The sequence below is a fragment of the Fictibacillus macauensis ZFHKF-1 genome, assembly GCF_000269865.1.
Taxonomy (GTDB): domain Bacteria; phylum Bacillota; class Bacilli; order Bacillales; family Fictibacillaceae; genus Fictibacillus_C; species Fictibacillus_C macauensis.
On the sequence record NZ_AKKV01000027.1, the window covers coordinates 133,897 to 160,025 of the forward strand.

The window sequence follows — 26,129 nt, forward strand, 5'->3', positions numbered from 1 at the left end:
AAAACAAGGAGTGTCCAATGAAAAGTATTAGTTTGTTAGGAGCGACAGGCTCTATTGGTATACAGACATTAGATGTCATTGAAGCTCATCCCGAGCATTTTGTATTAACAGCTCTTTCATTTGGTAAGAATGTTGACAAAGGGATTGAGATCATTCGAAAATTTAAACCCGCCCTTGTAGCAGTTTCTTCAAAGGAAGATGCTGTTAAACTTCGCACGTTGTTTGGCAATGAGGTTTCGTTCGTCTACGGACAAGAAGGCTTGATTGAAGTTGCCTTGCATCCTTCTGTTGATGTAGTCGTGAATGCGGTTATGGGGAGCGTAGGCCTTCATCCGACGTTACAAGCGATTGCGGCAGGAAAACAGATTGCGCTAGCGAATAAAGAAACACTTGTTACAGCGGGTCATCTTGTTATGGAGGCGGCACGTGCACACAATGTAGCTGTACTTCCGGTAGATAGTGAGCATTCAGCGATTTTTCAATGTTTAAACGGTGAACGAAGCGAAGACGTTGAGCGTTTAATTTTAACAGCTTCAGGCGGTAGTTTTCGTGAGTACACGCGTCCACAATTAGAAGGCGTTACAGTAGAACAAGCGTTGAATCACCCGAACTGGTCTATGGGTGCGAAAATTACCATTGATTCAGCTACGATGATGAACAAAGGATTAGAAGTCATTGAAGCGCACTGGTTGTTTCAGATGCCCTATGAAAAAATTGATGTCGTTTTGCACAAAGAAAGCATTATTCATTCGATGGTTGAATATGTAGATGGAAGTACCATTGCCCATCTTGGTAATCCAGATATGCGCGTACCGATTCAATATGCATTAACGTACCCTGACCGTTTACATATTCCGCGCGCTAAGAAATTAAATCTTTGGGAATATGGACAACTTCATTTTGCAAAAATGGATTACGATCGCTTTACTTGTTTAAAGCTTGCATACGAAGCAGGTAAGCGAGGCGGCACGATGACAACTGTCTTGAATGCAGCAAATGAAGCCGCTGTCCAACTCTTCTTAGAAGGAAAGATCTCCTTTTTGGCCATAGAAGCTTTCATTGAAAAAGCACTTGAAACACATGATTTGATTGAACGACCGTCACTAGAGGAAATTACGAAAGTGGATGAAGAAACGAGGCGTTATGTTCAGTCACTACTATCATAAAGGTGGGTAAAAAGTTATGAATACAGTCATTGCCATTATCATCATCTTAGGTGCACTGGTGTTCTTTCATGAACTCGGCCATTTATTACTTGCGAAACGAGCAGGTATCCTTTGTCGGGAATTCGCGATTGGCTTTGGACCGAAAATTTATGCCTTTAAAAAAGGGGAAACAACGTATACAATTCGGCTACTTCCTCTCGGTGGATTTGTTCGCATGGCTGGAGAAGACCCAGAAGGAATCGAGCTACAGCCTGGTTATCGCGTAGGACTCATCTTCAATGAGCAGGGTGCTGTGCAAAAAATGGTCGTCAATCATAAAGAAAAGTATGATCTTCAAAAAGTCATTACCATTGAAAGTGCGGATCTTGAACATAAACTTGAGCTAACAGGGTACGAAACAGAAGATGGAGAACGTCTAACTTTTAACGTTGATCCAAAAGCGATTTATGTGGCGGATCATCAAGAGATGCAAATTGCTCCATATGATCGCCAATTTCGTTCCAAAACACTAACGCAACGTACGTTGGCTATTTTTGCAGGGCCTTTTATGAATATTATTCTTGCAGTGGTTATTTTGATTGGCTACTTTCTCGTTAGTGGTGTTCCGACCGAGGAAGCAAAGCTAGGTGATTTGACACCAAAAGGCGCGGCGATACAGTCACACTTGCAAAAAGGCGATCGTGTCTTGTCTGTGAATGATCAAAAGGTTTCTAAATGGAGTGAATTAGTCTCCATCATTAAGGAAAATCCAGGCGAAGAACTAATGTTTAACGTAGAGCGTGACGGTAAAGAATTAAAGCTGCCGGTTACGCCAGGTGAACGAAAAATAGAAGGCAAGGGAACGAAGGAAGGCTTTATCGGAGCGTATGAAGCGACGGAGTTTTCTGTAGTAGAATCGATTAAGCAAGGTGCAAACCAAACGTGGTTTATGACTAAAATGATTTTCAAAGGTTTAGGCGAGCTCATTACAGGAAAGCAAGGCTTTAAACAGCTATCGGGTCCTGTTGGAATTTACGAATATACGAATCAAGCGGCAGCAGGTGGCATTCCGATGTTGCTTCGTTGGGCCGCTGCGCTTAGTATCAATTTAGCAATCTTTAATCTGTTACCGTTGCCTGCTTTAGATGGAGGAAGACTACTCTTTCTCGGCATTGAGGCATTACGAAGAAAACCGGTTGATCCACAAAAAGAAGGAATTGTACATTTTATCGGTTTTGCTCTTCTCATGCTGCTCATGCTTGTTGTAACATGGAATGACATTCATAAATTTTTTCTAGATAAAAATTAATCATTAATTGAGGTGGAGAAATGAAACAGAGCAAGTTATTCGCACCGACCTTACGAGAAGTGCCTGCGGATGCGGATATTAAAAGCCATCAGCTTTTATTACGCGCAGGTTATATTCGACAAAACGCGGCGGGAATCTATTCTTTTTTACCATTAGGAAAAAAGGTCTTAAATAAAGTAGAAGCAATCGTTAGAGAGGAAATGGAAAAGGCAGGCTCTAATGAAATGCTCATGCCATCGCTTCAACTTGCTGAACTATGGCAAGAGTCTGGTCGCTGGTACAATTATGGACCAGAACTTATGCGCCTAAAAGACCGAAATGGTCGTGAGTTTGCGCTTGGACCAACACATGAAGAAGTAGTAACAAGCTTGCTTCGAGATGAAGTAAAGTCTTATAAACGACTGCCGCTAAATGTGTTCCAAATCCAAACTAAGTTCCGCGATGAAAAACGTCCACGCTTCGGTTTACTTCGAGGTCGTGAGTTTATTATGAAAGATGCGTATTCTTTTCATAGCAACCAAGCTAGTTTAGATGAAACGTATGAAGATATGAAACAAGCCTATAAAGCCATCTTTTCACGCTGTGGTCTAAACTTCCGTGCTGTATTAGCTGACTCAGGAGCAATTGGTGGTAAAGATAACCATGAGTTTATGGTGTTATCAGAAATTGGAGAAGATACGATTGCCTACTCTTCAGACTCTGACTTTGCTACTAACATTGAAATGGCACCTGTTCACGTTACGTATGAAGCAAGCGCTATGTCACCCCTAAACCTAGAAAAAGTTCAAACCGGTGAAGCTAAAACGATTGAAGCGGTTGCTCAAGCATTGCAAGTGGAAGCACAAAACGTCATTAAATCGGTGTTATTTATGGCAGATGAGAAACCAGTTCTTGTTCTCGTTCGAGGAGATCATGAAGTAAATGATATTAAAGTTAAAAATGTTCTAGGGGCAAAAGAAGTAACACTTGCTTCTAGCGAACAAACGGAAAGCTATTTACAATGTAAGCCAGGCAACATTGGTCCGATCGCACTTGGACAAGACGTTACACTCATCGCCGATCGTGCAGTAGAGGTAATGGCTAATGCTGTGGCAGGCGCAAATGAAGAAGGCGGTCATTATATAAATGTAAATCCTTCTAGAGATTTCACTCCTTCACGTTACGATGATTTACGCTTTATTCAAGAAGGAGACCCTTCTCCAGACGGACAAGGTACGATTGTCTTTGCAAAAGGAATTGAAGTAGGACATGTCTTTAAGCTTGGCAAAGTATACAGTGAACCGTTACAAGCGACGTTCCTGGATGAAAACGGCAAAAGTGAAACAATGACAATGGGATGCTATGGAATAGGGGTATCGCGTACGTTAGCAGCCGTTGCTGAAGAAAACAATGATGAGCGCGGCTTAATTTGGCCGCTCGCACTGGCACCATTTGATCTTCATGTCATTGCTGCAAATAGCAAAGACGATCAGCAAGCTCAAATGAGTGAACAATTGTATGAACAATTACAACAAGCAGGTTATGATTGTTTATATGATGACCGCAAAGAACGCGCCGGAGTGAAATTTGCGGATGCTGATTTATACGGGATTCCCGTTCGAATTACTGTCGATAAGAAAGCGGGCGAAGGCATTGTTGAAGTGAAAATTCGCAAGACTGGCGAGATGGAAGAAGTGTCTGTTTCTCAGTTAACAGAAGTACTTGCACGTCATTTTAAAGCATTAGCTTAATAATTTAACAAGGGATGACTAACGTAACTAACAGTCATCCCTTTCTTGTTGCAAGGAGGTTTCATATGAATCGTGACGAGCATGTAAGACGGGAACGCTTTGTATTATTGCTAGATCAAATCGGTTTTCCCGAGGATCTTCGCAAATACGTTCAAGAAGGAAGCGTTCAAAAACTCGCAATTGATAAAAGTGATCGCAGCTGGCAATTTTATTTTTTAGTGCAACAGCTCATGCCAGCAAATGTACATCAATTATTTACTGCTAAGTTACAGCAAGCTTTTCAACATATTGCAAAAGTTTCGTTTTCGATTACGTCAAAACAAGCGACGTTTAATGAGGAAGACATCCTCGCTTATTGGCCGTTATGCTACCAAAACATTAAAGAGATTGCTCATTCATTAGCGCAAGTTTTACAAGAGCAAACACCAAAAGTAGAAGGTAAGAAACTCATTTTAACAGCGCGTAATGAAGCAGAAGGCTTATTGATGAAACGAAAACTAGCGAGTGCAATTCCTGCTTCTTATGCTTCCTTCGGCTTACAAGGCATTTCGTTTGATTTTGAAATTAAGCATAGCGAAGAAGCATTTCAGAAATTTGTAGCGCAGAAAAAACAAGAAGATGCCGATAAAGTGTTAGCGGCTCTTATTGAGAAAGAAAAACAAGATCAAAAAGTGGCCGCTGCGATGCCAGAAACCGTTACGATTGGTTATAAAATTCAAGATGAACCTGTTCCGATTGAAACGATTCAAGATGAAGAGCGACGCGTTACGGTGCAAGGCTATGTATTTGATGCTGAAACACGGGAACTTCGCAGTGGTCGAACGTTATTAACCTTTAAAATTACCGATTATACAGATTCTATTATGGTTAAGATGTTCTCACGTGATAAAGAAGATGTGCCTATTTTAAATGCAGTGAAAAAAGGCCTATGGGTCAAAGTACGTGGCGGCATTCAAAACGATACGTTCGTTCGTGATCTTGTAATGATAGCAAACGATGTCAATGAAGTAGCGGCGATTACGCGGAGTGATACGGCACCAGAAGGGGAAAAACGGGTCGAACTTCACTTGCATACACCGATGAGTCAAATGGATGCAGTGAGCAGTGCTTCGCGCTTGATTGCCCAAGCGGCAAAATGGGGGCATGAAGCGGTAGCCATTACCGATCATGCGGTCGTGCAATCTTTCCCAGAAGCGTATAATGCCGGCAAGAAAAACGGCATAAAAGTGTTATATGGATTAGAAGCAAACCTAGTCGATGACGGTGTTCCAATTGCCTATAATGAGCAGCATCGTTTGTTAAGCGATGAAACGTATGTTGTATTTGACGTAGAAACAACGGGTCTTTCGGCCGTTTATAATAAAATTATAGAGCTTGCAGCTGTAAAAATTCATAACGGTGAAATTATCGACCGTTTTGAAGCGTTCGCTAATCCACATGAACCGTTATCGGATACGACAATTAATTTGACAGGCATTACCGATGATATGGTACAAAATGCACCGGAAATTGAAGACGTCTTAAAAGACTTTCATACGTTTATTGGTGATGATACGTTAGTCGCGCATAACGCAAGCTTTGACATGGGCTTTTTGAATGAAGGCTTTCGAAAATGTAGTATTCCTGAGGCGAAAAACCCAGTCGTTGATACGCTAGAACTGGCGCGCTTTATACTGCCAGAATTAAAAAATCATCGCTTAAATACGTTATGTAAGAAGTTTGATATAGAACTTACACAGCATCACCGCGCTATTTATGATGCCGAAGCAACAGGCTACTTATTATGGAAGCTATTAAAAGAAGCGTTCCAAAAAGGCGTAGAATATCATGATCAATTAAATGAAAATATGGGACAAGGTGGCTATATGAGAAGTCGACCTTCTCACTGCATCTTGTTTGCGCAAACACAACAAGGCTTAAAAAACCTTTATCATCTCGTATCAGAATCGCATCTGAACTATTACTATAGAACGCCGCGTATTCCGCGATCGCGTCTTGCTAAATATCGCGAGGGGCTATTAATTGGTTCTGGTTGTGATAAAGGTGAAGTATTTGAAGGTATGATGCAAAAAGCACCGCAAGAAGTGGAAGAGATTGCGAAGTTTTATGATTATCTTGAAATTCAACCGCCTTCGAATTACTATCATTTAATTGAGCGCGAGCTTATTCAAGATGAGATGGCTTTACGGGAAATCCTAAAAAATATCGTAAAGCTTGGCGAAAAATTAGGTAAGCCTGTTGTAGCGACAGGGAATGTCCATTATTTAGAGCCAAACGATGCCATCTATCGCAAAATCTTAATTTCTAGTCAAGGTGGAGCCAATCCGCTTAATCGACAGCAGTTACCGAGTGTCCATTTTCGCAGCACAGATGAAATGCTAGCTTGCTTTTCTTTCTTGGGAGAAGAAAAGGCGAAAAAAGTCGTTGTGGAAAATACGCAAAAAATAGCCTCTCTTATAGAGGAAGTAAAGCCGATTCCAGATGACTTGTATACGCCCAAAATTCCAGGTGCAGAAGAAGATGTACGTAATATGAGTTATAGCATGGCGCGCAGTATTTATGGTGAAGAGCTACCTGATATTGTAGAGAAACGCTTAGAAAAAGAATTAAATAGTATCATTGGCCATGGTTTTGCCGTTATTTATTTAATTTCCCATAAACTTGTAAAAAAATCGTTAATAGATGGTTACTTAGTAGGTTCACGGGGATCGGTCGGTTCGTCCTTTGTGGCAACGATGACAGAAATAACGGAAGTGAATCCTCTACCGCCACATTACGTTTGTCCAGAATGTAAACAATCGACATTTTTTGACGATGGTTCGATTGGTTCAGGCTTTGACTTGCCGGATAAAGAATGTCCAGAGTGTGGCATCTTGTATGTAAAAGATGGTCAAGATATTCCATTTGAAACGTTCCTAGGCTTTAAAGGGGATAAAGTACCTGATATCGATTTGAACTTTTCAGGTGAATATCAACCGCGTGCTCATAATTATACGAAAGAGCTTTTCGGAGAAGAGTACGTGTATCGTGCTGGAACGATCGGAACCGTGGCAGAAAAAACTGCGTATGGCTATGTAAAAGGATATGGATCAGATCATAACATTCATTTCCGATCTGCAGAAGTTGATCGCTTAGTATCTGGGTGTACCGGTGTTAAACGAACAACCGGTCAGCATCCAGGGGGCATTATCGTAGTTCCAGATTATATGGATATTTATGATTTTTGCCCGATTCAATTTCCGGCTGATGATAAAACGTCAGAGTGGCGCACAACGCATTTTGACTTTCATTCTATCCATGATAACTTGTTAAAGCTTGATATTCTTGGTCACGATGATCCTACTGTTATTCGGATGCTTCAAGATTTGAGTGGAATTGATCCGAAAACAATCCCTGCTTCTGATCAAGAAGTGATGAAAATCTTTTCAAGTCCAGACGTACTAGGTGTGACAGAAGATCAAATTATGTGTAAAACCGGGACGCTCGGTATTCCAGAGTTTGGTACGAAATTTGTGCGACAAATGCTTGAAGAGACGAAACCAAGTACGTTTTCAGAGCTCGTGCAAATTTCTGGCTTGTCTCACGGTACAGATGTCTGGCTAAACAATGCCAATGAATTAATTGCCGATGGTACGTGTGAGCTGAAGGACGTAATCGGTTGTCGTGATGATATTATGGTGTATTTAATTTATAAAGGCCTTGAACCTTCATTAGCTTTTAAAATTATGGAAAGTGTTCGTAAAGGGAAAGGGTTAATTGCTGAATGGGTCGAGGAAATGAAAAAGAACAATGTACCAGATTGGTATATTGGCTCGTGTTTAAAAATTAAATATATGTTCCCGAAAGCCCATGCCGCAGCCTATGTACTCATGGCCGTGCGGATTGCGTTCTTTAAAGTTCATTACCCCATTTTATTTTATGCTGCGTACTTTACGGTCCGAGCTGACGATTTTGATATTTCCTCCATGACGCGAGGATCAGCAGCGATTCGCACGAAAATAGAAGAGATTACTTCAAAAGGGTTAGAGGCATCAACGAAAGAGAAAAACTTGCAAACCGTTCTGGAATTAGCGTTGGAAATGTGTGAGCGTGGCTATGCTTTTGATAAAGTAGATTTATATCGTTCGAGTGCTAGTGAGTTTTTAGTGGAGGGTGACCGTTTAATTCCGCCATTTAACTCCATTGCTGGCTTAGGAACGAACGCTGCCCTTAATATTGTAAAGGCGCGTGAAGATGGTGAATTTCTATCAAAAGAAGATCTCCAACAACGGGCGCGTTTATCGAAAACCATCATTGATTATCTAGACGAACAAGGCTGCTTAGCCGGCATGCCAGAGGCGAATCAGCTCTCTCTTTTCTAGTTGGATGGTCAGTTGCAATGTTGGAAAGATTATGATATAGTAAATTTGGAAATACTTATGAATACCTTTCTAGGGAAAGAGTGGGGAAACCCACTCTTTCGTTTCGTTTAGGAAAAGGATTGATCGTTGAAGGGAGGATTCCTATGAGCAGCAAGGTAACGGAAGCTGTTGAGAAGCTTGTGCTTCCGATTGTGGAGGACTTACAATTAGACTTAGTAGATATTGAGTTTGTAAAAGAAGGTAAGAACTGGTTCCTCCGCGTATTTATTGATAGTGAAACAGGCGTAGATATTGAAGACTGTGGAACGGTAAGTGAGCGTTTAAGTGAACAGTTGGATGCTAGTGATCCCATTGAGCAAGCCTACTTTTTAGAAGTCTCTTCACCAGGAGTCGAGCGTCCTTTGAAAAAACCAGAAGATGTGACGAAAGCAGTCGGCAAAAACGTTCATATGAAAATGTATGAGCCTATTCATGGCGCAAAAGAATTCGAAGGCATCCTAGTAGCATTTGATGGTGAAACTGTGACACTGAACATGAAAGTGAAAACACGACAAACGACCGTCGAATTGCCATATAACAAAGTAGCAAGTGCAAGACTTGCCGTTGTGTTTTAATGAATAAAGGGGAGAAGATGGATGAGTAGCGAGCTATTAGATGCACTGACATTTTTAGAAAAAGAAAAAGGAATTAGCAAGGATGTTTTGATTGAAGCAATTGAAGCGGCGCTAATTTCTGCTTATAAACGTAACTTTCACCAAGCACAAAATGTGCGTGTAGACTTCAATACAACAACAGGCAGCATTCGTGTTTATGCACGGAAAAATGTAGTGGAAACAGTGGAAGATCCACGTCAAGAACTATCTGTTGAGGAAGCGCAAAAAATCAATCCACAATACGAACTTGAAGATATTGTAGAGCTAGAAGTAACGCCGCGCGACTTTGGTCGTATTGCCGCACAGACAGCGAAACAAGTGGTCACGCAACGTGTGCGAGAAGCAGAGCGAGGCATTATATTTTCAGAATTTATTGACCGCGAAGAAGATATTATTACCGGTGTTGTTCAGCGTCAAGATCATCGCTACATTTATGTGAATTTAGGTCGCGTTGAGGCATTATTGCCAGCTGCTGAGCAAATGCCTGGCGAAAAGTATACAACAAATGACAGAATTAAAGTGTTCATTACGAAAGTAGAAAAAACAACAAAAGGACCACAAATTCTCGTTTCAAGAACACACCCAGGCCTATTAAAGCGCTTGTTTGAGCTTGAAGTTCCTGAAATTTATGATGGAACAGTTGAAGTGAAGTCCATTGCTCGTGAAGCGGGCGATCGTTCAAAAATTGCCGTTCATGCGCAAGACCCAGAAGTAGATCCAGTTGGATCATGTGTAGGTCAAAAAGGCGGTCGTGTTCAAACGATTGTAAACGAACTAAACGGTGAAAAAATTGATATTGTTCGTTGGTCTGAAGACCCTGTTGTTTACGTAGCAAATGCTTTGAGTCCGGCAAAAGTTCTTGAAGTGATCGTTAATGAAGAAGAAAAAATGACAACAGTCATCGTTCCAGATTATCAACTTAGCTTGGCCATTGGAAAACGCGGTCAAAATGCGCGTCTAGCAGCGAAATTGACAGGTTGGAAGATTGATATTAAGAGTCAAACGGATGCTGAAGAAGCTGGCGTATATCATGGTGGCGAAGCAGTAGAAGAAATGGAAGAAGCACATAGCTACTCAGAAGTTAAAGAAGACATGTAAAGAAATTAGGGTGGTGTGACCGGTGAAAACCCGAAAAATTCCTATGCGGAAATGTGTTGCTTGCCAAGAAATGAAAGAAAAGAAAGAACTAATTCGCGTCGTGCGCTCCCCTGAAGGAGAGGTCTTCGTTGATCTTACTGGAAAAAAATCAGGTAGAGGAGCTTACTTATGCAACGATACAGCTTGCTTCACTCTTGCAAAAAAGAAAGGAAGCTTAAGCAATCAGCTAAAAGTAGCCGTTCCAGATACCGTTTTTGAACAGCTAGAAAAAGGAAGCCGATCACAAGGATGAATAGTAAATGGCAATCGTTACTAGGATTAGCAAATCGGGCGGGGAAGTGCATTACAGGAGAAGAGCTTGTCATTAAAGCCATTCAACGACAAAAGGCAAGACTTGTTTTAGTATCTAGTGATGCTTCTTCCAATACAAAAAAGAAAATGACAGATAAGTGTACGTATTACAACGTACCGGTGAAATGGGTAGAAGACCGCTACAGCCTCGGAAACGCCGTCGGCAAAGATTATAGGGTCGCCGTAGCCGTAACCGATGAAGGGTTTACGAAAAAGTTAAAAACTTTGCTTGATTAAACCAATCGGGGGTGAACATATGAGTAAAATGCGCGTATATGAATATGCAAAAAAACAAAATGTTCAAAGCAAGGATATTATTGATAAACTTAAGACAATGAACGTCGATGTATCCAATCACATGTCCGTGATCGACGAAGACGCTATCCGTAGATTGAATGACGCGTATCAACCCAAAAGTCAAAAGCCAGAGGAGAAACAGACAATAGAACAGAAAAAGAACACATCCAATGTAAATAAAGCCGAAAATAAAAAAGAGAGTAAAAAAGAGAATACTATGAAAATAAAAAAAGACGATACAGCTAAAAAGACGACGAATGCAACACCAGCTAAAGGTGGTAACCAGGGGAAAGCAAACCAAAAAGGTGGCAAACCAGGAAACCGTAACACTAACAACGCAGGAAATAAAAACAACAAAAATAATAACAACCGCAACAACAATCGTGCAAAAACACCAGCGGCACCACCACAGCCGAAACCGGCTCCAGTAATGCCGACGAAGATTACATTTACAGATACGCTTACCGTTAGTGAACTGGCTAAAAAACTAACGAAAGAACCATCTGAAATCATTAAAAAACTTATGTTTCTTGGGGTAATGGCTACGATTAACCAAGAGCTTGATAAAGAATCCATTGAACTCATTGCGGGCGACTATGGCGTAGAGGTAGAAGAAGAAATCATCATCGATGAAACTGAATTTGAAGCATATGAAAATGCAGATAAAGAGGAAGATTTACAAACTCGTCCGCCAGTTGTTACGATTATGGGTCACGTTGACCACGGAAAAACAACGCTGCTTGACTCCATTCGTAACACGAAAGTAACAGCGAGTGAAGCTGGTGGAATTACACAGCATATCGGAGCTTACCAAATTGAAGATAAGGGTAAGAAAATTACCTTCTTAGATACACCAGGACATGCGGCCTTTACGACAATGCGTGCGCGTGGAGCACAAGTAACGGATATTACAATTCTTGTCGTTGCAGCTGACGATGGCGTTATGCCTCAAACCGTTGAAGCGATTAACCATGCGAAAGCGGCTGAAGTACCTATTATCGTAGCTGTTAACAAAATGGATAAAGAAAGTGCGAATCCTGATCGTGTGATGCAAGAATTAACGGAGCATGGTCTGATTCCAGAAGATTGGGGCGGCGATACAATCTTTGTGAGCGTTTCGGCGTTAAAAGGCGACGGAATCGATGACTTGATTGAAATGATTCAGTTAGTTTCAGAAGTGGAAGAACTTAAAGCGAATCCGAATCGTGCTGCACAAGGAACGGTTATTGAAGCGGAGCTTGATAAAGGTCGTGGATCAGTTGCAACCCTTCTTGTTCAAAACGGAACGTTAAATGTCGGGGACCCGATCGTTGTCGGAAACACATTTGGTCGCGTGCGTGCGATGGTCAATGACCTTGGTCGTCGTGTGAAAACAGCAGGACCTTCAACGCCGGTAGAAATTACAGGCTTAAATGAAGTGCCACAAGCTGGTGATCAATTCATGGTGTTTGTTGATGAGAAAAAAGCCCGCCAAATTGGTGAAGCTCGTTCGAAAAAACAACAAGAAGCACAACGTAAAGAAAGCTCTAAATTGAATTTGGAAGATCTATTCAACCAAATTAAAGAAGGCGACATTAAAGAAATTAATGTCATCATTAAAGCTGACGTTCAAGGTTCTGCGGAAGCACTCGCTGGGTCTCTTCGCAAAATCGAAGTAGAAGGCGTAAAAGTTAAAATCCTTCATACAGGTGTAGGTGCGATTACTGAGTCTGATATTATTTTAGCCTCCGCATCTAACGCAATCATTATCGGATTTAACGTTCGTCCAGATAATAACGCTAAACGTACAGCAGAAGCGGAAAAAGTAGACGTTCGTTTACACCGCATTATCTACAACGTAATTGAAGAAATTGAATCAGCAATGAAAGGAATGCTTGATCCAGAATTTGCTGAAAAAGTAATCGGTCAAGTTGAAGTTCGTACTACCTTTAAAGTTTCAAAAGTAGGAACAATTGCTGGTTGTTACGTTACAGAAGGTAAAGTCACACGTGATTCTACCGTTCGTCTTATTCGTGATGGTGTTGTCATTTACGAAGGAAAAATCGACGCATTAAAACGTTTTAAAGACGATGCAAAAGAAGTTAACACAGGCTATGAGTGTGGTATAACTTTAGAGAAATTTAATGATATTAAAGAAGGCGATGTAATTGAAGCCTACATCATGGAAGAAATCGCTCGTACATGATTGGATTGCTCACCGTTGAGTGCTTTATTTACGAATCGCATTCACTAAAAGAAAAGCGCTCGCTACTAAAAAAAATCATTCAAAGACTGAGACAGCATCATAACCTTGCTGTCTCAGAATTGAATTATCATGATTTATGGCAACGCGCAGAACTTGGTATTGTTTCGATTTCTAAAGATAAAGTGATCGTTGAGCAAGAGCTTCAAAAAGCCGTTAAATTTATTAGTAGCTTTGTTGAGCTTGAAGTAACAAGAGCAGACATCGAGTGGTTATAAGTTAGAAAGAAACGGGGTGCAGACAATGAGTGGCATTCGCTCCAATCGTATTGGCGAACAAATGAAAAAAGAGCTTGGCGATATTATCGGCCGCAAGCTAAAAGATCCCCGTATTGGGTTTGTTACAGTAACAGGTGTAGAAGTAACTGGTGATCTTCAACAAGCAACAGTCTATATTTCTGTGTTTGGAAATGACGATCAAAAGGAACAAACACTCCGTGGATTAGCAAAAGCGTCAGGGTTTATTCGTACAGAAATTGGTAAACGCATTCGCTTGCGTAAAACACCGGAAATTTCGTTTAAATTCGATGAATCGATCGCATACGGAAGTAAAATCGAATCATTGCTTACGGACTTAAAAGCTCCGGACGATGATCAAGAACAAAGATAGACAGGCATTGGTTTGTCTGTCTTTTCTTTTTCATGAGGTTAAATAAAGGGTGGTATATGTAAACATGGCGGAGCAGCTTCAAGGGATTTTACCGTTATTAAAACCAGCAGGCATGACGTCGCATGATTGTGTGGCGCGGTTACGAAAGTTATTGAAAACAAAAAAGGTAGGCCATACTGGGACACTTGATCCAGAAGTATCGGGAGTCCTACCAATTTGCATTGGCCGAGCGACCAAAGTGGCGCAATATATGTCTGATTATCCGAAAGCTTATGAAGCAGAAGTGACGGTTGGATGGTCTACAACGACAGAAGACGCTCATGGTGAAAAGGTAGAAGAGCAATCTGTACCTGAGGGCCTTGAGCTTGTAGATGTAGTGCGGGTAGCTTCCTCGTTCGTAGGGGAAATTAAACAAGTACCACCAATGTATTCGGCTGTAAAAGTAAATGGCAAAAAGCTTTATCAATACGCTCGTGAAGGGATAGAAGTGGAGCGACCAGTCCGGCAAGCAACTATTTTTGAATTGTCTGTAACAACAACTGCGTCTCATCTACCTGGACCGGATCCAACCTTTTCTTTTTTTGTATCTTGTTCAAAAGGAACGTACATTCGTACGTTAGCAGTTGATATGGGGAAAGCATTAGGTTATCCTGCCCATATGTCTCACCTGCGTAGAACATCTTCAGGTCCCTTTAAGCTGGAGGATTGCCTCACTTTTGAAGAAATTGAAGAAAGAATAGCAGCAGATCAAAAAGAAGCGTTATTACTGCCACTTGAAACAGCAATTGCTCATTTTGGGCGTATTACGGTGGATGAAGAAACAGAAGCGAAAGTGCGTAACGGTTCGGTATTGCCTCTACCAAAAGAGGTGCAAAAAAGTCCGTTTGGCGTTTATAATAAAAACGGTACATGTTTGGCGTTGTATAAAGTTCATCCAGACAAGCCGGATATGATGAAACCAGAAAAAGTGTTAGCCGTTGACTAACGGAAAGAGTTAGAAGGTGGATTTTTGAAAACTATAACGTTATCGCATCCTCTACAAATGATGAAACATGAACAACCTCGAACGGTCATGGCGCTTGGGTATTTTGATGGCATCCATAAAGGACATCGCAAAGTCATCGATACGGCGATTGCTCTTGCTAAGCAAGAAGATGCAGTGTCTGCCGTTATGAGCTTTCATCCTCACCCATCGGTCGTTTTAGGAAAGAAACAAGCGCATGTTTCATACATTACACCGCTTGCGATGAAAAAAAAGCTCTTGGAAGAAATGGGCGTGGATCTTTTTTACGTTGTTGAGTTTACGCCGTCTTTTGCAGCGTTACTTCCTGAAGAATTTATCGACCAATACTTAATTGGGTTAAACGTTCATCATGTTGTCGCTGGATTTGATTATCGATTTGGTCAATTCGGTAAAGGGGACATGGCGATGATGGCAGAAAAAGCAGCAGGGGCTTTTTCACAAACCGTCATTGAAAAGTTAGAAATGAACGAACAAAAAGTAAGTTCGACACTGATTCGCTCCTTACTTCAACATGGAGATGTGTCGGACATACCTTCGTACTTGGGACGTCCGTATACGATTACAGGTATCGTCGTTCATGGAGAAAGCCGAGGAACGTCACTTGGCTTCCCAACAGCTAATATCGGGGAAACAGACGGCTATATGATTCCTGCAAATGGGGTATACGTAGTGTCAGCGACCGTCGATGGTACGGAGTATCATGGCGTGGCCAACATCGGAACGAAACCTACCTTTGCTGGTGTTCGAGAACCGTCCATTGAAGTACATTTGTTTCATTTCCAAAAAAACATTTACGGCAAGCATGTTGAAGTTACATGGCATCAGAGAATTCGTAGTGAAAAGAAATTTAATGGCGTGGAAGAACTCATTGAACAAATTGGAAAAGACAAAGAAACTGCGCTAACTTTTTTTCATAAAACGCAAGCTTCTTCTTGCATTCTTGATGAAAAAGAGTTAATGTAATAATTGTACTTTAATGTACAGACATAAAGAACCGTTGCTTGGCATTGCGACTCACCGACGCATGCTCAGTTGTCGGGGATTGAAAATGAAGGAGGTGAACAGGATGGCTATTACACAAGAACGTAAAAACGAACTGATCAGCGAGTACAAAACTCATGATCTTGATACTGGATCTCCAGAGGTTCAGATTGCTATCCTTACAGAGAACATTAACTCTCTAAATGACCATTTGCGTACGCATAAGAAAGACCACCACTCTCGTCGTGGCCTTTTGAAAATGGTAGGTAAGCGCCGTAACTTATTAACGTACTTGCGCAACAAAGATATTACACGTTATCGCGAGCTTATTAACAAGCTTGGACTACGTCGATAATCGGAAAAAGCGGGAATTTCTTTCCCGCTTTTTTTCTGTAAATAAACCATTACATAAATGGGGAGTTTAAAACGTTCCTTAATTTTGGAAATGAAACTAGTTTTTCTTTTTAGGAAGACGGAGTTTAGGATATAATAAAAGAATAAATAATTGCTTTACTGTTGAGAGGAGTACCAGAAGAAATGGAACAAGAGAAACGTATTTTTTCTATGGACTGGGCAGGTCGTGAACTGTCATTTGAAATCGGTAGCTTTGCTAAGCAAGCAAACGGTGCAGTCCTTGTCCGTTACGGAGATACAGCCGTATTATCTACAGCTGTTGCTTCAAAAGAACCAAAAAATTTAAGCTTTTTTCCTCTAACGGTCAACTATGAAGAGCGTCTTTATGCAGTTGGGAAAATTCCTGGCGGCTTCATTAAACGTGAAGGTCGTCCGAGTGAAAAAGCGATCCTTGCAAGCCGTCTCATTGACCGTCCAATCCGTCCGTTATTTGCAGATGGTTTCCGTAATGAGGTGCAAGTTGTAAGTACAGTAATGAGTGTAGATCAAAACTGTTCATCTGAAATGGCAGCCATGATCGGTTCATCTGTTGCACTTTCTATTTCAAACATTCCATTTGAAGGACCGATTGCTGGTGTAACAGTTGGTCGTATTGACAATGAATTTATCGTCAATCCAACGATTGAACAAAATGAAAAAAGTGATATTCACCTTGTAGTTGCTGGTACGAAAGCAGCAATTAACATGGTAGAAGCAGGAGCGAAAGAAGTTCCTGAAGAAGTCATGCTTGAAGCCATTATGTTTGCGCATGAAGAAATTAAAAAGTTAATTGCTTTTCAAGAGAAAATCGTTGCTGAAGTAGGTCAAGAAAAAATGACCATTCAACTTCATGAATTAGATCCAGAACTTTTGCAAGCGGTACAAACATTTGTTGAAGATGATTTAAAAAATGCTGTCTCTGTGATCGAAAAACAGAAACGTCAAGACGCACTAGATGCGCTTAAACAGCGCGTTGTAGAAAAATACGAAGAAGAAGACGAAGAGCGTGTAGAAGAAGCGAAAGAAGCACTTCAATCCCTCATTAAAAAAGAAGTACGTCGTCTGATTCTTAAAGATAAAATTCGTCCAGATGGTCGTAAAGTCGATGAAATTCGTCCGCTAGCTTCTGACGTAAGCATATTGGCTCGTACACACGGATCAGGATTGTTTACGCGTGGACAAACACAAGCACTTAGCGTTTGTACATTAGGTGCACTAGGCGATGTGCAAGTACTTGATGGTCTTGGTGTTGAAGAGTCTAAGCGCTTTATGCATCAATATAACTTCCCGCCATTTAGTGTTGGTGAAACAGGCTTTATGCGTGGACCAGGCCGTCGTGAGATTGGTCACGGTGCCCTTGGGGAACGAGCATTAGAAGCGGTGATTCCTTCAGAAGAGTCATTCCCTTATACCATTCGTCTCGTTTCAGAAGTGTTAGAATCTAACGGTTCGACTTCTCAAGCAAGTATTTGTGCAAGTACATTAGCGATGATGGATGCAGGTGTGCCAATTAAAGCGCCTGTTGCTGGTATTGCGATGGGACTCGTAAGCGACGGAGAAGATGTTACTGTATTAACAGATATTCAAGGCATGGAAGATCACCTTGGCGATATGGACTTTAAAGTGGCTGGTACAGATCAAGGTGTTACAGCACTTCAAATGGACATTAAGATCTCTGGAATCAATCGTGACATACTTGAACAGGCGTTAACACAAGCAAAAGAAGGACGTATGCACATACTTTCTTCGATGATGCAAACGTTAGCTGAGCCACGTCGTGAACTTTCAACATATGCTCCGAAAATTTTAACAATGAAAATTAACCCGGATAAAATTCGTGATGTTATTGGACCGAGCGGTAAAGTGATTAATAAAATCATCGAAGAAACAGGCGTTAAAATTGACATTGAACAAGATGGTACGGTCTTTATTGCATCTAGTAACCAACAAATGAACGAGCAAGCGGAAAAAATCATTGCTGATCTCGTTCGTGAAGTACAAGTTGGCGAATATTATGACGGTAAAGTAAAACGCATTGAAAAATTTGGCGCGTTTGTTGAACTGTTTAGCGGTAAAGATGGACTCGTGCACATTTCAGAACTTGCCGAAGAACGCATCGGAAAAGTTGAAGATGTTGTAAAACTTGGTGATATGATTAAAGTGAAAGTAATGGAAATTGACAATCAAGGGCGTGTCAATCTTTCAAGAAAAGTTGTTCTTAAAGAACAAAAGAAAGAACAAGAGCAACAAGAACAAAACTAAAAGCGTTATTAAAAAAATCCGAATCGTAGACAATCGTCTATGGAGCGGATTTTTTTCTTTGTGTTTTTTCCTTTACGGTCTAATGAGATGTGATAGTACATATAGTGATACGGGGAGGGGACTCGTATGAAAAAATCATGGCTCGTTAAAGGCGGACTAGCTTCGCTTATGATCATAGCAGCCGTTAGTATTTACAATCCGTTTACATCGGCTTATGTAAAGGAGTTAAAAGAACAAACACTCGCCATAGCTGTTATGAATCAACCGAAAGATAAAGATGATTTATATCAAACGTTGCAAGAAAAAGCGTCTCTTATGAATAAACCGCCAACGAATGCAGTGATTGATCCTGTTTGGAAAGCGATACCTGGTTATAATGGTCTTTCTCTTGATGTTGAAGCATCCTATAAAAACATGAAAAAAGAACAAACCTTTGATGAAAAGAAGCTTGTGCTTCGACAAACATCACCAGCTGTTTCACTCAAAGACTTACCACCTGCGCCCATTTACAAAGGAAATCCACAAAAGCCAATGGTATCTCTACTCGTTAATGTGGCATGGGGCAATGAATACTTACCGCTGTTGCTTGAAACGATGAAAAAACATCATGTCACCTCGACTTTTTTCTTAGATGGTTCATGGGTGAAAAAGAATCCAAGCTTAGCAAAAATGATTGTTGATGAACAGCATGAGATTGGTAATCATGCGTATACACATCCTGATTTAAAAAAATTAACAAAGCAACGAATTACTGAAGAACTGGAAAATACAAACCAAGTTATTACGGCAACACTGGGGGCGGCTCATACACCGGTTTGGTTTGCTCCACCGAGTGGAAGTTTTCGCGATGAGGTTGTAAACGTAGCGAACAGTTTAGGAATGAAGACGATTTTATGGAGTGTTGATACCGTCGATTGGCGAAAACCCCAAGCAGATGAAATGGTAGGGCGCGTTTTGCGAAAAGTTCACCCGGGTGCCATGATTTTAATGCACCCAACGGAGGCTACGGCTAAAGGAATGGAACGCATGATTACAGGAATAAAAGCGAAAGGATATAGCATTGGAACGGTAACGCAATTAATGGATGAAAAGCGTTTGCGAACGAAATGAGAGATGGTTGTATGATAGAGAGGTTAATGGTATATTGTTCCTAAGAATGTTGATCGATTGAGTGATACAGCTAGGAGGAAACAAGTTTGATAATTAAACATACATGTCCAAACGGCGTTCGCGTCGTATTGGAAAAGATCCCGACCGTTCGTTCTGTAGCTATTGGCGTGTGGATTGGCACGGGGTCTCGTTTTGAAGTGCCCGCAACCAATGGTGTTTCGCATTTTCTAGAGCATATGTTCTTTAAGGGAACGAAAACGAGAAGTGCGCGAGAAATTGCTGAGTCATTTGATAGCATTGGCGGTCAAGTGAATGCATTTACGTCAAAAGAGTATACGTGTTACTATGCAAAAGTATTAGATACGCATGCGCCGCGTGCGTTAGATGTTTTAAGCGATATGTTTTTTCATTCAACGTTTGATGAGCAAGAATTATTAAAAGAAAAAAATGTCGTGCTAGAAGAAATTAAAATGTACGAAGACACACCCGATGACATCGTACACGATATGTTAAGTCGTGCTAGCTTTACAGATCATCCGTTAGCTTATCCTATTCTCGGTACAGAAGAGACGTTGCATACGTTCAATGGGGATGCATTGCGTGAGTATATGTCTCACCATTATACACCTGAAAATGTTGTTGTTTCAGTAGCAGGAAATGTCGATGATTCTTTTATTAAAGAAATTGAAGAATTATTTGGTTCCTATCAAGGTGAAGCGAGTGATGCACCACTACAAGCACCTACTTTTACAAGTGGTCGTATTGCGCGTGTGAAAGAAACAGAGCAAGCCCATCTATGTCTTGGGTATCCTGGTATTGCGTTGAAAGATCCGTCCTCTTTTTCATTAGTTGTCTTAAATAACATCTTCGGTTCTAGCATGAGTAGTCGTTTATTCCAAGAAGTGCGGGAACAGCGTGGTTTAGCCTATTCCGTCTTTTCTTACCACTCAGCTTACCGCGATAATGGTCTTTTTACCATTTATGGAGGTACGGCTCCTCATCAACTTGATGAATTATATGATACGATTGAAAAAATTGTAAATGATCTGAAAGACAATGGAATTACCGAAAAAGAATTGCTAAATTCAAAAGAGCAAATTAAAGGAAGTTTAATGCTAAGCTTGGAAAGTACGAATAGTCGTATGAGCCGTAACGGTAAAAATGAATTGATTTTAAATCGTCATCGTACACTTGATGAAATGACGGGATTAATTGATGAAGTGACCGTTGAGTCCGTCAATGCATTAGCACGACAAATCTTTAGTACACCTTGTTCGGCCTCATTAGTAAGTCCAACAGGCGAGCTACCTAAACGATTGCAATAGTGTAAAAACGAATGAATGCGCGAAATATGGCGCTTTCATTCGTTTTTTTTGTGCAAAAAGCGATCAGAAGCATTTCGGTAAAACGGGCGTATTTTTATAAAATCTTTCAATCATTTTCTAACCGTCACGAATATACTGCTTATGTAAAGCGGTAGTAAACAGTGGGAACATAACTCGGAGTCACCAGAACAAACGTCGTTACATAACATGGTGTTGCGACTGTAAAGAATGATCCCCTGTTTGTTACGGTGGAAAGAAAGGGGCTTGAATTATGTTAACAGATTGTCAAGTCGCCGTAATAGGAGGCGATGCAAGACAGCTGGAAGTCATAAGGAAGTTATCTCAGCTTGATGCGAACCTGATTCTTATTGGTTTTGATCAATTAGATCATGGATTTACAGGTGCTTCAAAAACAGAGATAACGGAAGTGAACTTTTCTCGGTTAGATTTTATCATTCTTCCGGTAAATGCTACGGGACCTCATGGTGAAATAGATACGATTTTTTCGAATAAAAAAATTCAATTAACAGTGCAGCAATTACAACAAACACCGCAACATTGCTGTGTGTTTTCAGGGATCACTAACGACTATTTAGATGGCATTATAAAAGAAAGTGGCAGAAAGCATATTCAACTTTTTGAACGAGACGATGTAGCCATCTACAATAGCATTCCTACCGCTGAAGGTACGATTATGATGGTCATTCAAAATACGGATACGACCATTCATCAATCAACGACTGCTATTCTTGGTTTTGGGAGAGTAGGAGTGAGCGTGGCTAGAGCGTTTGCTGCGCTTGGAGCGAAAGTAAAAGTAGGGGCACGTAGACCTGAACATCTTGCGCGTATTAGTGAAATGGGTTTAACGCCGTTTCACCTTGATCAGTTGGAAAAAGAGATGACGACAACGGATGTGTGCATTAATACGATTCCATCATTGATTTTAACTTCTAAAGTGATTTCCAAGTTGCCACCTCATACGCTTATTATTGATCTGGCCTCCAAACCGGGTGGAACGGATTTTAAATATGCGGAAAAGCGGGGCATTAAAGCCTTACTAGCACCAGGACTTCCTGGCATTGTCGCGCCAAAAACAGCCGGGCAAATACTAGGAAAAGTCTTAGCGCAGCTTATGTTGGATGAAAGGAGACAGCGAGATGAACGTTAAAGGAAAACATATCGGTTTTGGTTTGACGGGTTCGCATTGTACGTATGGTGACGTCTATCCACAGATTGAGCGTCTTATTAATGAGGGGGCGAAAGTAACGCCTTTTGTTACGCATACTGTTGCTAAAACAGATACACGCTTTGGAGAAGGTGCAGATTGGTTGCAAAAAATTGAAGATGTAACGGGCATCAAGCCGATTGATTCGATTGTCGATGCGGAGCCTTTTGGTCCGAAAACACCGCTCGATTGCATGGTGATTGCGCCATTAACAGGAAACTCCATCAGCAAATTTGCCAATGCTATGACGGATTCACCTGTGCTTATGGCAGCGAAGGCAACGATGCGTAATGTTTGTCCAGTTGTTCTTGCCATTTCTACAAATGATGGCCTTGGATTAAATGGCGTAAACATCATGCGCCTGCTATCTACAAAAAATGTTTATTTTGTACCATTTGGTCAAGACGATCATGTGAAAAAGCAAAATTCGCTCGTTGCACATATGGCTTATGTAGTAGAAACAATTGAAGCCGCTCTTGAAGGACAGCAACTTCAGCCCGTGTTGCGAATGTATGATTCTCATTAAAATGATTGCTGAAAAATAGGGCTATGAAGCTGGAAGTATGTTAAAATGTGAAATAACCTTATATGTAAAAGGAGAGAAACACATCATCTGTGGTTCTCTTTAGAGGAGAAACCATATCGTTTCTCCTTCTGTCGTGATATGAATAATGGATTATAAGTTAAAGGAGATACAGCAAATGAGCAATCAAGGATATCATGTAGCTGTTGTCGGTGCTACCGGAGCGGTTGGACAACAGATGTTAAAAACATTACAGGAAAGAAATTTCCCTATTTCCAAACTTTCGCTTCTTGCAAGTGCACGATCCGCTGGTAAAACAGTTACTTTTAAAGGTGAAACGTATACGTTACAAGAAGCGGTACCAGAAGCTTTTGAAGGGGTAGATGTTGCCTTATTTTCTGCTGGAGGAGCTATATCTCAAAGACTAGCGCCAGAAGCTGTAAAGCGTGGAGCAATTGTTATTGATAATACGAGCGCTTTTCGTATGACAGAAAATGTTCCTTTAGTCGTTCCAGAAGTAAATGAAAAGGATCTGCTCGATCATCAAGGAATCATCGCAAACCCTAACTGCTCAACCATTCAAATGGTCGTTGCCCTGCAACCACTTCATGAGCAGTATGGTTTGAAAAAAGTCGTTGTGTCCACTTATCAAGCCGTTTCAGGTGCAGGGGCACAGGCCATTAATGAGTTAAAAACACAAGCGGCGGCTATTCTTGAAGAAAAACCGTTTACGCCAAACATTTTACCGTGTGCTAGCGACGAAAAACACTATCAAATTGCCTTTAATGCTGTACCGCAAATTGATAAGTTTCAAGAAAATGGCTACACGTTTGAAGAAATGAAAATGATCAATGAAACAAAGAAAATTATGCATATGCCGCACTTAGAAGTTGCTGCTACATGTGTGCGACTTCCTATTGAAACAGGTCATTCTGAATCGGTTTATGTAGAACTAGAAAAAGGGCACGCCTCTGTAAAAGACGTACAGCAGTTACTAGCATCGTCAGAAGGAATTACGTTGCAGGATGATCCTAGTTCTCAAATCTATCCGATGCCAGCTGATGCTGTTGGAAAAAATGATGTATTCGTAGGAAGAATTCGTAAAGATCTTGATCGTGAAAATGCGTTTCATCTATGGGTTGTATCTGACAATTTATTAAAGGGTGCTGCTTGGAATTCTGTCCAAATTGCTGAAAGTTTAGTGAAGTTAGGTTTGTTGAACTAATTAAAGAAGGTGCTATATTCATGAAAATCATTGTCCAAAAATTCGGAGGCACATCCTTAAAGGACAGTTCAAGCCGAGAAATGGCTGCGCAACACGTTGTTCGTGCAGTAAAAGAAGGATATAAAGTTGTATGTGTCGTGTCAGCGATGGGCCGTGTTGGCGATCCGTACGCAACTGATACGTTGTTAGGATTAACGAAAACATCTGGTCAAACTTTACAATCGCGGGAATATGACTTGCTGCTATCTTGTGGTGAAGTGATTTCTTCGGTCGTTTTTTCAAATTTATTGCAAAGTAAATCACTGACAGCATCAGCTATGACAGGAGCGCAAGCAGGATTTACAACGAGTAATGACCATATGAATGCACGGATTACAGCGATGAAATGCGAGCGTCTAGTGCAAATGTTACAAGAACATGATGTTATTGTCGTTGCCGGCTTTCAAGGAGAAAATGAATTAGGTGACACGACAACACTAGGTCGCGGAGGCAGCGATACGTCTGCATCAGCACTTGGTGCGGCTCTTGGTGCTCATTTTATTGATATTTTCACAGACGTAGAAGGCGTCATGACAGCCGATCCACGCATTGTAAAAGACGCACGTCCGTTAATGGCGGTAACGTATAATGAGATTTGTAATATGGCCTATCAAGGCGCTAAAGTCATTCATCCGCGTGCAGTGGAAATTGCCATGCAAGCAAAGATTCCTTTGCGCATTCGTTCCACATATTCTGAACTGCCTGGGACACTTGTCACAGCAGCTGTTGGAAAAGGTGGAGCAGGAAGTGACGTAGCCGAGCATGTTATTACGGGGATTGCTCACGTTCCTAACGTGACCCAAATTAAAGTAACGGCTCAAGACTCTAATTATGAGCTGCATAATAATGTATTTAAGGCGATGGCTCACGAGCAAATTTCTGTAGACTTTTTTAACATTTCACCGAAAAGTATTCACTACACGGTGATGGGAGACAAAACCGCTCATGCAGAAGACGTTTTAAAGCGCCTAGATTATCAGTATGAAATTACACCAAATTGTGCAAAAGTTTCAGCTGTTGGCGCGGGCATGTCGGGCGTACCCGGCGTTACTTCAAAAATTGTCGCGGCTCTCGTTGAGGAAGATATCGATATTTTGCAATCTGCTGACTCTCATACGACCATTTGGGTGCTTGTTAAACAAGAGGATATGGTGAATGCCGTTAATGCGCTTCATCGTGTATTCGACTTGAATAAAAAACCTTCACAACCGTTGTAATACGTGAGGAAAACTAAAGAATCGAAGGAGCGAATGATGATGCATTTTGGAAAAGTAAGTACGGCAATGGTGACACCGTTTGATAGCAAAGGAAATATTGATTTTCAAAAAACAACGAAACTGATTAATTACTTAATTGAACACGGCTCTGATAGCCTTGTGATTGCAGGAACAACAGGCGAGTCTCCAACCCTTTCTAATGAGGAGAAGCTCGCGTTGTTTCGACATGCTGTCAAGGTAGTAGACAAGCGTGTGCCAGTAATTGCAGGAACTGGTAGCAATAATACGAAAGCATCGATTGAACTTTCTCAAAAAGCAGAACAAGCTGGTGTTGATGCGATTATGATCGTTGCGCCTTATTATAATAAGCCAAGCCAAGAAGGTATTATTGCTCATTTTCAAGCCATTGCAAAAGCAGTTACGCTACCGATTATGGCGTATAATGTTCCCGGCCGCACGGTTGTTAGCATGACGCCAGAAACAGTTGTAGCTCTCGCAAAGCTTCCTAACGTTATTGCGGTAAAAGAAGCAGGTGGTAACTTAGGAGATATGAGTCAAATTATTGAACAAACGCCAGAAGATTTTAACTTATACAGTGGTGATGACGGGCTAACATTGCCTGCTCTTGCTGTGGGAGCTAGTGGAATTGTATCCGTTGCTTCACACGTCATTGGTGATGAGATGCAAGCTATGATTGCTCACTTTGAGTCAGGTCAAGTAAAAGAAGCAGCAGCGCTTCACCGTAAATTATTGCCGGTAATGGATGAGCTATTTAAAGCACCAAGTCCTGCACCTGTAAAAACAGCCTTGCAACTGCGTGGCTTAGACGTTGGCAGTGTCCGCTTGCCGCTTTTACCACTCAATCAAGAACAACGAACCGCACTTTCAACGGTATTAGACACACTCAAAATAAAAGCGTAAACAGACTAAGATAAGAGATCATCAGACTCTGAAAAAAGGGTAGCCATTGGCTGCTCTTTTTTATAATGACAATGTGCTTCTCCTTGTAT

The 26,129-nt window shown here is 41.1% G+C and carries 22 protein-coding genes; all 22 read left to right on the forward strand.

Going from position 1 to position 26,129, the window contains the following annotated elements; all coding sequences use genetic code 11:
* Nucleotides 1–17: 17 nt before the first annotated feature.
* The 22 genes from dxr to dapA all read left to right on the forward strand — a co-directional run bounded on the left by dxr (nt 18) and on the right by dapA (nt 26,040).
* On the forward strand, nt 18–1,166 hold the full coding sequence (gene dxr, locus A374_RS12465) for a 1-deoxy-D-xylulose-5-phosphate reductoisomerase (RefSeq protein ID WP_007202572.1): 1,149 nt from the start codon (nt 18–20) through the stop codon (nt 1,164–1,166).
* A 16-nt stretch (nt 1,167–1,182) separates the two neighbouring features.
* Entirely contained in the window at nt 1,183–2,454 is a 1,272-nt protein-coding gene (rseP, locus tag A374_RS12470) for an RIP metalloprotease RseP (RefSeq protein ID WP_007202573.1), read from the forward strand.
* A gap of 20 nt (nt 2,455–2,474) precedes the next feature.
* Nucleotides 2,475–4,184 carry a proline--tRNA ligase gene (locus A374_RS12475; protein WP_007202574.1) on the forward strand — a complete coding sequence of 570 codons (1,710 nt, stop codon included), beginning with the start codon at nt 2,475–2,477 and terminating at the stop codon, nt 4,182–4,184.
* A gap of 65 nt (nt 4,185–4,249) precedes the next feature.
* A complete protein-coding gene (locus A374_RS12480) occupies nt 4,250–8,545 on the forward strand; it encodes a PolC-type DNA polymerase III (RefSeq protein WP_007202575.1) in 4,296 nt (1,431 codons plus the stop codon).
* Nucleotides 8,546–8,688: 143 nt separating this feature from the next.
* Nucleotides 8,689–9,159, forward strand: coding sequence for a ribosome maturation factor RimP (gene rimP / locus A374_RS12485; RefSeq protein ID WP_007202576.1), 471 nt, complete (start codon nt 8,689–8,691; stop codon nt 9,157–9,159).
* Between the two features lie 21 nt (nt 9,160–9,180).
* Nucleotides 9,181–10,296, forward strand: coding sequence for a transcription termination factor NusA (nusA, locus tag A374_RS12490; protein WP_007202577.1), 1,116 nt, complete (start codon nt 9,181–9,183; stop codon nt 10,294–10,296).
* 22 nt (nt 10,297–10,318) lie between these two features.
* Complete coding sequence (gene rnpM / locus A374_RS12495; RefSeq protein WP_007202578.1) at nt 10,319–10,588, forward strand: RNase P modulator RnpM; 270 nt, start codon at nt 10,319–10,321, stop codon at nt 10,586–10,588.
* The gene (locus A374_RS12500; protein WP_007202579.1) at nt 10,585–10,884 is read left to right on the forward strand and encodes a YlxQ family RNA-binding protein; all 300 of its coding nucleotides are present in this window, start codon (nt 10,585–10,587) and stop codon (nt 10,882–10,884) included. Before rnpM ends, A374_RS12500 begins: the two co-directional genes overlap by 4 nt.
* A gap of 19 nt (nt 10,885–10,903) precedes the next feature.
* Nucleotides 10,904–13,129 (forward strand): translation initiation factor IF-2, encoded by a 2,226-nt coding sequence (infB, locus tag A374_RS12505; protein ID WP_007202580.1) that lies wholly within the window; start codon nt 10,904–10,906, stop codon nt 13,127–13,129.
* Nucleotides 13,126–13,404 (forward strand): DUF503 domain-containing protein, encoded by a 279-nt coding sequence (locus tag A374_RS12510; protein ID WP_007202581.1) that lies wholly within the window; start codon nt 13,126–13,128, stop codon nt 13,402–13,404. The genes infB and A374_RS12510 overlap by 4 nt, the downstream gene beginning before the upstream one ends.
* 25 nt (nt 13,405–13,429) lie before the next feature.
* Nucleotides 13,430–13,795, forward strand: a complete 366-nt coding sequence (gene rbfA / locus A374_RS12515) for a 30S ribosome-binding factor RbfA (protein WP_007202582.1) — start codon at nt 13,430–13,432, stop codon at nt 13,793–13,795.
* A gap of 64 nt (nt 13,796–13,859) precedes the next feature.
* Nucleotides 13,860–14,780, forward strand: coding sequence for a tRNA pseudouridine(55) synthase TruB (truB, locus tag A374_RS12520; RefSeq protein ID WP_007202583.1), 921 nt, complete (start codon nt 13,860–13,862; stop codon nt 14,778–14,780).
* Nucleotides 14,781–14,804: 24 nt separating this feature from the next.
* Nucleotides 14,805–15,782: a bifunctional riboflavin kinase/FAD synthetase gene (gene ribF / locus A374_RS12525; protein ID WP_007202584.1), complete on the forward strand. Its 978-nt coding sequence runs from the start codon at nt 14,805–14,807 to the stop codon at nt 15,780–15,782.
* Nucleotides 15,783–15,885: 103 nt separating this feature from the next.
* The gene (gene rpsO, locus A374_RS12530) at nt 15,886–16,155 is read left to right on the forward strand and encodes a 30S ribosomal protein S15 (RefSeq protein ID WP_007202585.1); all 270 of its coding nucleotides are present in this window, start codon (nt 15,886–15,888) and stop codon (nt 16,153–16,155) included.
* 182 nt (nt 16,156–16,337) lie between these two features.
* A complete protein-coding gene (gene pnp, locus A374_RS12535) occupies nt 16,338–18,455 on the forward strand; it encodes a polyribonucleotide nucleotidyltransferase (protein WP_007202586.1) in 2,118 nt (705 codons plus the stop codon).
* A 126-nt stretch (nt 18,456–18,581) separates the two neighbouring features.
* Nucleotides 18,582–19,565: a polysaccharide deacetylase family protein gene (locus tag A374_RS12540; protein WP_007202587.1), complete on the forward strand. Its 984-nt coding sequence runs from the start codon at nt 18,582–18,584 to the stop codon at nt 19,563–19,565.
* Nucleotides 19,566–19,651: 86 nt separating this feature from the next.
* Nucleotides 19,652–20,890 (forward strand): M16 family metallopeptidase, encoded by a 1,239-nt coding sequence (locus A374_RS12545; protein ID WP_007202588.1) that lies wholly within the window; start codon nt 19,652–19,654, stop codon nt 20,888–20,890.
* Between the two features lie 271 nt (nt 20,891–21,161).
* Nucleotides 21,162–22,058, forward strand: coding sequence for a dipicolinic acid synthetase subunit A (dpaA, locus tag A374_RS12550; protein WP_007202589.1), 897 nt, complete (start codon nt 21,162–21,164; stop codon nt 22,056–22,058).
* Complete coding sequence (gene dpaB / locus A374_RS12555) at nt 22,048–22,641, forward strand: dipicolinate synthase subunit B (RefSeq protein ID WP_007202590.1); 594 nt, start codon at nt 22,048–22,050, stop codon at nt 22,639–22,641. Before dpaA ends, dpaB begins: the two co-directional genes overlap by 11 nt.
* 175 nt (nt 22,642–22,816) lie before the next feature.
* A complete protein-coding gene (gene asd, locus A374_RS12560) occupies nt 22,817–23,863 on the forward strand; it encodes an aspartate-semialdehyde dehydrogenase (protein ID WP_007202591.1) in 1,047 nt (348 codons plus the stop codon).
* Between the two features lie 20 nt (nt 23,864–23,883).
* Nucleotides 23,884–25,119: an aspartate kinase gene (dapG, locus tag A374_RS12565; RefSeq protein WP_007202592.1), complete on the forward strand. Its 1,236-nt coding sequence runs from the start codon at nt 23,884–23,886 to the stop codon at nt 25,117–25,119.
* Nucleotides 25,120–25,155: 36 nt separating this feature from the next.
* Complete coding sequence (dapA, locus tag A374_RS12570; protein WP_007202593.1) at nt 25,156–26,040, forward strand: 4-hydroxy-tetrahydrodipicolinate synthase; 885 nt, start codon at nt 25,156–25,158, stop codon at nt 26,038–26,040.
* The last annotated feature ends 89 nt before the right edge of the window (nt 26,041–26,129 follow it).